The sequence below is a fragment of the Acidovorax soli genome, assembly GCF_014207955.1.
Classification (GTDB): Bacteria; Pseudomonadota; Gammaproteobacteria; order Burkholderiales; family Burkholderiaceae_C; genus Acidovorax; species Acidovorax soli_A.
Genome location: NZ_JACHLK010000033.1, coordinates 23,563 through 30,524, shown reverse-complemented (window position 1 = coordinate 30,524; position 6,962 = coordinate 23,563). Strand labels below are relative to the sequence as shown.

Here is a 6,962-nt window from a genome sequence, read left to right as displayed (position 1 = left end):
CCACCCCTTCTGGCTGCGCCGAGAAGCGCAGGAGCTGGGGTGGGTGCATGTGCCGAAGGACACATGCACTTCGTCTTCTGGCTCGTCGATGCTGTTTGACCGGAGCTGCCTCGCAGAGGCAGCGCAGGGAGTTCATCGACGTCCACCCCAGATCCGAGCATCGCAGGTTGCCCGTAGCGAAGCGAAGGGACGCAGACAGCGGGGCCGCCTTCTCTTTGGTGACTTTCTCTTGGCGGCCCAAGAGAAAGTTACTGCGCCGCCGGGCGCACATCCCGGCTCCCGCCCATGGCAAAAGCACGCTATCAAAAACAGCAGCCTCCGCGCTCGGCACAGGCACGAAGCAGCTACAGAACACCAGACCGTCGAAGCTCAGAAACTCCCCGGAAAAATATTCCCCGGCACCTCCACCACAGCCGCCGTATACCGCAGCTGCGCCCGCATCAACAACACCTCCCCCACCTGCCCCCGCTCCTCACTGAAAGCCTCGATCCACACCACCACCTCCCCCGCCTCCACAGAAGCGACCCGCCCCCGAAAAGTGATGCTCTGCCGCAGCCGCGGCCGCCCGCTCAGCACCACGTCCGACAGGCCCACCAACTGCACCGGCCCGCCCAGATGCCGCCCGGGCAACACAGCGCCCGCCAGGTCCATGCGGGCCAGCAGCCAGCCCGTGGGCACCTGCCCGCTGGCATCGATATCCGCAGGCATGGTGATGGTCTTGAGCAGCGTTTCCATGGCGCGCTACGCCCCCGGCCCCACAAGCAGCGCCGACAGCTCGGCCGCCTCGCGCTGCATCACCTGGGCCATCTGCTGCACCCGGGCCGCGCCCAACTGGCTCGTGAGCCCCACGGCCACCAGGGTGTTCACCAGGCGCCCGCCCGAAGACAGCACCGGCACGGCCACGACGGTGATGCCCGCCATGAAGTTGTCGCGGTCCAGTGCCCAGCCACGCTCGCGGGTCAGCTCCACCTCCTTCTTCCAGGCGGTGAACGTGGGCGCCTGGTCCCACACCACCTGGGCGAATTGGGCCTTGAGCACGGGCCAGCTTTCTCCGCTGTAGGCGGCAATCAGCCGCCCCGTGGCACTGACCAGGGTGTCGAACTGGCTGCCCACGTCGGTGTGCACGCGAAACGGCTGGTTCGACTGCGAGATGGCCAGCACCAGCACCGTCTGGCGCGCGGTGATCTCCACGCCCATCGCGGTCACGCCGAACTGCCCGGCCATGCGGTCCAGCACCGGCTGCACCAGCTGCGTGAAGCCGCCGCCCTCCAGCACGCTGCGCGCCAGGCTGATCATGCCCGTGCCCAGCGCATAGCGCTTGGTGGTCGGGTCCACCGTGACCAGGTCTTCCGCCACCAGCACGCGCAGGATGTGCAGGCAGGTGCTGGGCACCAGGTCCAGGGCCTGGGCCACGGTCTTGAGCGCGAGCGGCTGCTTTTGCTCGCCCAGCAGCCGCAGGATGGCGATGGACCGCGTCACCGCCGGAACGGGGCGCACGCGCACGCCCTTGGCGGGCTTGGTGGCAGTGGTCGCAGGGGTTGCGGCTGCAGCGGCTTTGGGGGATCGGGTGGCCATGCGGGAATGCTGTGTCGGGTGGAACTGCAATCCTGCGAGGGTAACCCCATTTGCGCCGGTCCCCGGCTCTGGTGCGGGCGGCAGGCCGCCATACAGGGCCATCAGGCTGTGCCGGGCGGGAATCGTGGTGGCGGTGCGCACGTGTGTCTCCTGGTGATGGTTCTGGGAAGGGTGACGCCGGGTCGATGAATTCAGTTGTTCATTGCGCTGCGCGCCATCCGCAACGCATGAAACTGGCGCGGCCCAGGCCAGTGCTCCCGTGCAAGGGCCGCCAAGCCGCGTAGGCGGCGCTTCGCTTGCGTGCACCGGGAGCGTCCCCCTCCCGCATTGCGCAGCAATGCGAGAGAGGGGTGAAGGCGCGAAGCGCCTCAGGGGGTGTTTCATTTCGGCCCCAGCGGCTTCATCAGCGCCTGGGCACTCAGCACGGGGGCGTCGTCGCCGTCCACCCGCAGCTCGCCGCGCATGAAGACCAGCGAGCCGGTGCGCTTGACCACCTGGGCGCGGGCCTGCACGAACTGGCCGGGCTTCACGGGTGCGGCAAAGTGCGAGTCCATCTGCAGAGTGACGCAGGGCACGCGGCCACAGGCCTCCCAGGCCACCGTGCTCATGGCGTGGTCCACCAGGGTGAGCAGAGCGCCGCCGTGCACCACGCCCGCCGGGTTCAGGTGCTGCGGCCCGATGGCAAAGCCATAGGCCCAACCCTCCCCTTCGCGCCGCGCCCACAGGGGGCCGGCATGGGCGATGAACCCCTTGAGTTCACGCACCCGCCAATCTGCGTTTGTCTCCAAGGCCATGTCTCCTGCGCCGATTTTCTTGGGCGCTGCATAGCATTGTATATTTTCAACAAAATTGTACTTGGACAATTCCATAAAAGGGGCAGAGAAGGACAGAAATGGCCAAACACCCTTTGCCAAGCATCCCCGGTCGTGGGTAGCATGCACACCAGCCCCCACCACCGCCCCTGCCACCGACCCGCGATCCGAGAGGAGCCCGCCATGCCCGCACCCCAGCCCCAGCCCGCCGCCATCACCGTGCGCCAGCGCATCGTGCAGGTCTGCCTGTTCCTGGTCGCGGCCATCGCGGTCTTTGGCGGCACCTTGCAGATGTTCCTGGGCCAGCCCGACACCACGCCCCGGCTGGACAATGTGCACCGCTTCATGGCGGGCGTGTATCTGTCGATGGGCTTCATCGCGGCATGGACGGCCATCACCATCCGCCAGCAGGGCACGCTGGTCTACCTGATCGCCCTGGGCGTGGCCATGGCCGCCGTGGGGCGGCTGGTGTCCATCGCCCAGGTGGGCCTGCCCGAACCGGCCAATGTGTGGATCGGCTACCTGGTGCCCGAGCTGGTGGTGCCCATCGTGCTGGTGCTGATGCACCGCAACCCGCCTGCCGCCAGGTGAGGCACTGGAAGAAAGGCAGTCGGAAGTTTCTTTTTTTTCCCCTACCCGCCGGCCAGGTAGTGCGCCTTCATCGCCGGGTAGTAGTCGCCAAACGATGGCAGTGCCTTGCCTTCGCGCGCGGCAACCAGCATGTCCAGGTAGTACTCCCAGCCCGGCCCCACATCGCCCGCGAGCTGGCGGTCGCCCAGGTGCTGCACAAAGCGCAGCTCCGTCGTCTCGCCCGCCTGCACCAGGCCAAGGCGGATGCGCCACGCGCCCTGCTCGTCCTTCATCGCCACGACCAGCCGGTGCGGCGCCACACATTCCTCGATCAGCAGATCGCACCAGGGCTGGCCCTGTTCATGGACCAGCTGCAGCCGCACCGTCTTGCCCGGCCCGGCCTCTCCCTCCCAGCCACCGAACCACTGTGCGGTCTTCTCGGGCCGGGTCAGACTGGCCCAGACATCGCCGATGGGCGCGCGAAAACTGCGCACCAGGACCAGATCGTTGCCATCCATATGGCCGGTGGGCTGGGGGTTGCTGCGCATGCAATGGCCTCCTGTGGTGGGTTTGGTTCACTTCCCCGCGGTTGGACTGCGGGCGGGGTGTAGCATCGGTGCAGGGCCTGGGGCGCTCGCACAGGGCAGTATAGATTCCGGCCCGGAGGATCCGCAGATTGAGCAACACACACCCCATGGTCTTCTTCGCCCACACCCGCAAGGGGTATGAAAGCTACCGCTCCCTCGGATTGACCGCCACCGCCCCACTGTGGGTGACGGCCGATGTGCTGGCGCAGGACGAACTGCACGGCCCCGAACTCAGCGGGGCCAACGTCACCGTGTTCACCTGGACCATCGCCCCCGGCGACACGGATGCCGTTGCGGAGGCTATGCACACCATTGCGGAGCACCACCCCGGCCACACCATCTGGGCCGAAGGCACGGCCACCCTGGATTGACATGGTGCAGCGACGCGAAGCCCCCACGGCGCTGGCCGTGCAGGTGGTCGAAATCCTGTGGTCCAAGGCCACCCGGGGCGCCCCGCGCTCCAACGAGCGCGCAGCGCTGCCGCGTGCGTTTCCCAGGCTGCCCTCGCCCACAGAAGGTGCAGTCTTCGTGCTGCAGCGCCACTGCATGGCCGAGTGGGTACAACAATTCAGCCCGCGCCTGGTGGAAACCTCCCAGGCACCCGAGGTGCCCCGCAGCCTGGACGTGCTGCGCCTGGCCCCGCTGCCGCAGGGCGGATTTCTGCTGGGGTGGACCGGCACACCGGACGGTGGGCAACCCCGGCGACACCCCGATCGGTCGGCGCTGGAACTGCTGCCAGGCCAGTATGCGCGGCTCATACTGAACGCGCGCCATACCAACTACTCAGGGCAGTACTACAGCGAAACCATCTACCACCTGGCCTGCGGGACACCCACGACCCCGGAGCGTTTCACCCAAGGCCCTCCCGACCACGACCTGGACCTCAAGGCCTACCTCTTTTGAACGGCCCGCGCAACTGGCATTGACTGCAGGCCCGCGCCGCACCGGCCACGCCACAATCGGCCCACCCCACCCACCACCCACGCCAAGGACACCGCCCCATGCTCAAGCTCTACCGCTTCACCGATGCCAAGAAGGAATACTGGGAGACCTGGAAGGAAGGCAAGGGCGAACGCATCGTGCACTGGGGCGAACTGGGCACGCGCGGCGAGTTCAAGACCGTCAAGACCAAGGGCAGCGACAAGGCCAAGGACATCGTCGAGGCCGAGGCCGAGGCCATGCAGGAGCAGGGCTTTGCCGAGATCGACATGGATGAGCATGTGACCCTGCTGGTTGAATACGCCATCGACGGCATGGGCACCAAGGCAGACATCAAGAAGCGCCACGACCTTGAAGACCGCTTGAACGAGACATTGGGATGGACGGGCCTGGGCCACTGCGATGGCGGCAGCATCGGCAGCGGCACCATGGAGGTGTGCTGCTTCGTGGTCGATTTCGAGACCGCGCGCCGGGTGATTGCCGATGACCTCGCAGGCACGAAGTTTGGCGACTACACACGCATCTTCGACGAAGATGCAGAGTAAGCCAATGCGGCCATTGGCCTGCACGCAATGAATGGCATGCCTTCCCTGGGCTTGCCGCAGCGCCCCTTCCTTGATCAAACCCTCCACACCATGCTTCGCCCCCTGCACAACGTTCTTGCCGCCCTCGGGCTGCGCCCCGCTACCACGACGACGGCAGACGGTGCAACCGCAGAACTGAGCGCCCTCGTGCGCAGCTTCATTGCCGACTACGAAGCCTGGAACGACACGGCGCAGCAGCAGTCCCGCGCTGCCCCCCGGCAATCGCAGGCCGCGCGCGACGCGATGGATGCGGCCGTGCGCGCCTACGGCGAGATCATCGCCCGCTACTGCCCACCGGGCTACCGCCACCAGGGCATCGCCTTCGGCAGCGAAGCCTCGCACCGCAGTGCGAGCGAGGAGATCCTGGGCGTGGACACCGAAGGCGCCCACCGCGTGGTGCGCACCCGCATGACCAAGGACATGGCGGGCCTCCCGATAACGTCCCTGTACGAATACCACTTCACACCAGCCCCGGGCGGCGGCTGGCACCTGGCCCGGCTGCTGGTCGTGATCGACGACGAAAAGCTCGAAACTCTCTGAGAACCTTGTACGGTTAGCGATCTCCAAGGGGCGGGGAGACCGCGAACAGGTTCTGATGAGACCCCGGCATGGCAGTCGGCCGCCCGCATTCGCATCCCCAGCCAGACCACCCGAGCAAGGATGGAAAAGCAGCGCCACCTATGCACATCCGCGCATACGCCTGCCGCTCCATCGGCGTGATGTCAATCACTATTACCCGCATTTGTAAGGCCTGTCCTACAAATTACAGGCAGCAGGCGATGTAACATGTGGTTTCATATCCCCAACCCTGCACGGTCGGCGAAACCTTCACCCCATGGCCTCCCGCGTGACTACGCTGCACACCCATTACGACAACCTGAAGGTGGCGCGCGATGCGTCGCCGGCAGCGATCGACGCTGCCTACCAGGCCATGGTGCGCAGGTTCGGCCCGGCCAGCCGCCCGGGTGATCCCCAGGCCGCGCGCAAGATGGCCATTGTCGACACCTCGTACGCCGTGCTGTCCAACCCGCACCAGCGCGCACTGCACGACCTGTGGGTGGACCAGAACGATGACGAGGACGCCGCGGCCGCGCTGCGCCGCCCCCCGCCGCCAAGCATTCCCCCGCTGTGGATGCACAGCGAAGTCCCGCAGCACTACCACCAGTCGCGGCCGCTGCCCCTGCATGCGCCCGAGCCCCCGGCACGCCCGCGCCATCGCCGCTCCACCCTGCCGCCCCAGCAGCTTGCCGCCCCCAGCTCCCACATGGAGCGCAACTGGAGCCTCTACGCCCTGGGCGCCGTCGTGGCCTGCCTGGCCCTGGTCACGGCCGTGCCCAAGTCTTTCCTGGACGATGACCCGATGGTCCCCGGCCCCGCGGCTGCATCCTCCGGCCCGCTGCGCGGTTTTTCCGTGCCGGTGTTCTTTGCCACGCCCCGCTACACCCGCCCCGCCACCGCACCCAATGGCCGACCCTGGCCCGAGGGTGCCGGCTATGTGGATGGCTACCCGCTCCTGGGCGGCGAGGGCGAGGGCAGCCTCACCGTGGACAACAGCAGCAACGACTCGGACGCCTTCGTCAAGCTGGTCGCGCAAGACGGCGATCAACCCCAGGTGGTGCGCCACATCTACGTGCCCGCCTTCCAGCGCTTCACCGTGAACCGGCTGGCCCCCGGCCAGTACGACCTGCGCTACCGCAATCTGGCCACCGGCTCCCTGGCCCGCACCCCCGCCGTCACCGTGGCGGCAGCGCACCCGCCGGCCGCCGATGCTGCGGGCACCGCGGTGGCGGCCGCTGGCGACCTCACCGTGGCGCTGTTCAAGGAGCCCCAGGGCAAGCTGCCGGCACTGCGCCTGGCCGAAAAAGAATTCTTCTGAGGCCCCTGCCTAGCGGGCC

At 67.3% G+C, this 6,962-nt stretch carries 10 protein-coding genes; 6 read left to right on the top strand and 4 right to left on the bottom strand.

What is annotated here, in order from left to right; translation table 11 throughout:
* Positions 1-369 precede the first annotated feature (369 nt).
* The 3 genes from HNP48_RS34600 to HNP48_RS34590 all read right to left on the bottom strand — a co-directional run bounded on the left by HNP48_RS34600 (position 370) and on the right by HNP48_RS34590 (position 2,369).
* A complete protein-coding gene (locus HNP48_RS34600) occupies positions 370-735 on the bottom strand; it encodes a hypothetical protein (RefSeq protein ID WP_184866109.1) in 366 nt (121 codons plus the stop codon).
* Positions 736-741: 6 nt separating this feature from the next.
* Positions 742-1,575 carry an IclR family transcriptional regulator gene (locus tag HNP48_RS34595; RefSeq protein ID WP_260420498.1) on the bottom strand — a complete coding sequence of 278 codons (834 nt, stop codon included), beginning with the start codon at positions 1,573-1,575 and terminating at the stop codon, positions 742-744.
* A 380-nt stretch (positions 1,576-1,955) separates the two neighbouring features.
* Entirely contained in the window at positions 1,956-2,369 is a 414-nt protein-coding gene (locus HNP48_RS34590) for a PaaI family thioesterase (protein ID WP_184866107.1), read from the bottom strand.
* Between the two features lie 201 nt (positions 2,370-2,570).
* On the opposite strand from HNP48_RS34590, the gene HNP48_RS34585 reads away from it, so the two are divergent.
* Positions 2,571-2,978: a DUF4345 domain-containing protein gene (locus HNP48_RS34585; RefSeq protein WP_184866105.1), complete on the top strand. Its 408-nt coding sequence runs from the start codon at positions 2,571-2,573 to the stop codon at positions 2,976-2,978.
* 41 nt (positions 2,979-3,019) lie between these two features.
* Here the strand turns inward: HNP48_RS34585 and HNP48_RS34580 are convergent, their stop codons facing one another.
* Positions 3,020-3,505, bottom strand: a complete 486-nt coding sequence (locus tag HNP48_RS34580; RefSeq protein WP_184866103.1) for an SRPBCC family protein — start codon at positions 3,503-3,505, stop codon at positions 3,020-3,022.
* Between the two features lie 128 nt (positions 3,506-3,633).
* On the opposite strand from HNP48_RS34580, the gene HNP48_RS34575 reads away from it, so the two are divergent.
* The 5 genes from HNP48_RS34575 to HNP48_RS34555 all read left to right on the top strand — a co-directional run bounded on the left by HNP48_RS34575 (position 3,634) and on the right by HNP48_RS34555 (position 6,943).
* Entirely contained in the window at positions 3,634-3,915 is a 282-nt protein-coding gene (locus HNP48_RS34575; protein ID WP_184866101.1) for a hypothetical protein, read from the top strand.
* A 1-nt stretch (position 3,916) separates the two neighbouring features.
* A complete protein-coding gene (locus tag HNP48_RS34570) occupies positions 3,917-4,447 on the top strand; it encodes a hypothetical protein (protein WP_184866099.1) in 531 nt (176 codons plus the stop codon).
* A gap of 98 nt (positions 4,448-4,545) precedes the next feature.
* The gene (locus HNP48_RS34565) at positions 4,546-5,028 is read left to right on the top strand and encodes a hypothetical protein (protein ID WP_184866097.1); all 483 of its coding nucleotides are present in this window, start codon (positions 4,546-4,548) and stop codon (positions 5,026-5,028) included.
* A 90-nt stretch (positions 5,029-5,118) separates the two neighbouring features.
* Positions 5,119-5,607 (top strand): hypothetical protein, encoded by a 489-nt coding sequence (locus HNP48_RS34560; protein WP_184866095.1) that lies wholly within the window; start codon positions 5,119-5,121, stop codon positions 5,605-5,607.
* Positions 5,608-5,902: 295 nt separating this feature from the next.
* Positions 5,903-6,943 (top strand): J domain-containing protein, encoded by a 1,041-nt coding sequence (locus tag HNP48_RS34555; protein ID WP_184866093.1) that lies wholly within the window; start codon positions 5,903-5,905, stop codon positions 6,941-6,943.
* Positions 6,944-6,962: the final 19 nt, after the last annotated feature.

Bases quoted from the DNA above. Each gene is read 5' to 3' on its own strand.
- HNP48_RS34585 (WP_184866105.1), top strand. From the start codon at position 2,571: ATGCCCGCACCCCAGCCCCAGCCCGCCGCCATCACCGTGCGCCAGCGC.
- HNP48_RS34600 (WP_184866109.1), bottom strand. From the start codon at position 735: ATGGAAACGCTGCTCAAGACCATCACCATGCCTGCGGATATCGATGCC.
- HNP48_RS34590 (WP_184866107.1), bottom strand. From the start codon at position 2,369: ATGGCCTTGGAGACAAACGCAGATTGGCGGGTGCGTGAACTCAAGGGG.
- HNP48_RS34580 (WP_184866103.1), bottom strand. From the start codon at position 3,505: ATGCGCAGCAACCCCCAGCCCACCGGCCATATGGATGGCAACGATCTG.
- HNP48_RS34555 (WP_184866093.1), top strand. From the start codon at position 5,903: ATGGCCTCCCGCGTGACTACGCTGCACACCCATTACGACAACCTGAAG.
- HNP48_RS34595 (WP_260420498.1), bottom strand. From the start codon at position 1,575: ATGGCCACCCGATCCCCCAAAGCCGCTGCAGCCGCAACCCCTGCGACC.
- HNP48_RS34565 (WP_184866097.1), top strand. From the start codon at position 4,546: ATGCTCAAGCTCTACCGCTTCACCGATGCCAAGAAGGAATACTGGGAG.
- HNP48_RS34560 (WP_184866095.1), top strand. From the start codon at position 5,119: ATGCTTCGCCCCCTGCACAACGTTCTTGCCGCCCTCGGGCTGCGCCCC.
- HNP48_RS34570 (WP_184866099.1), top strand. From the start codon at position 3,917: ATGGTGCAGCGACGCGAAGCCCCCACGGCGCTGGCCGTGCAGGTGGTC.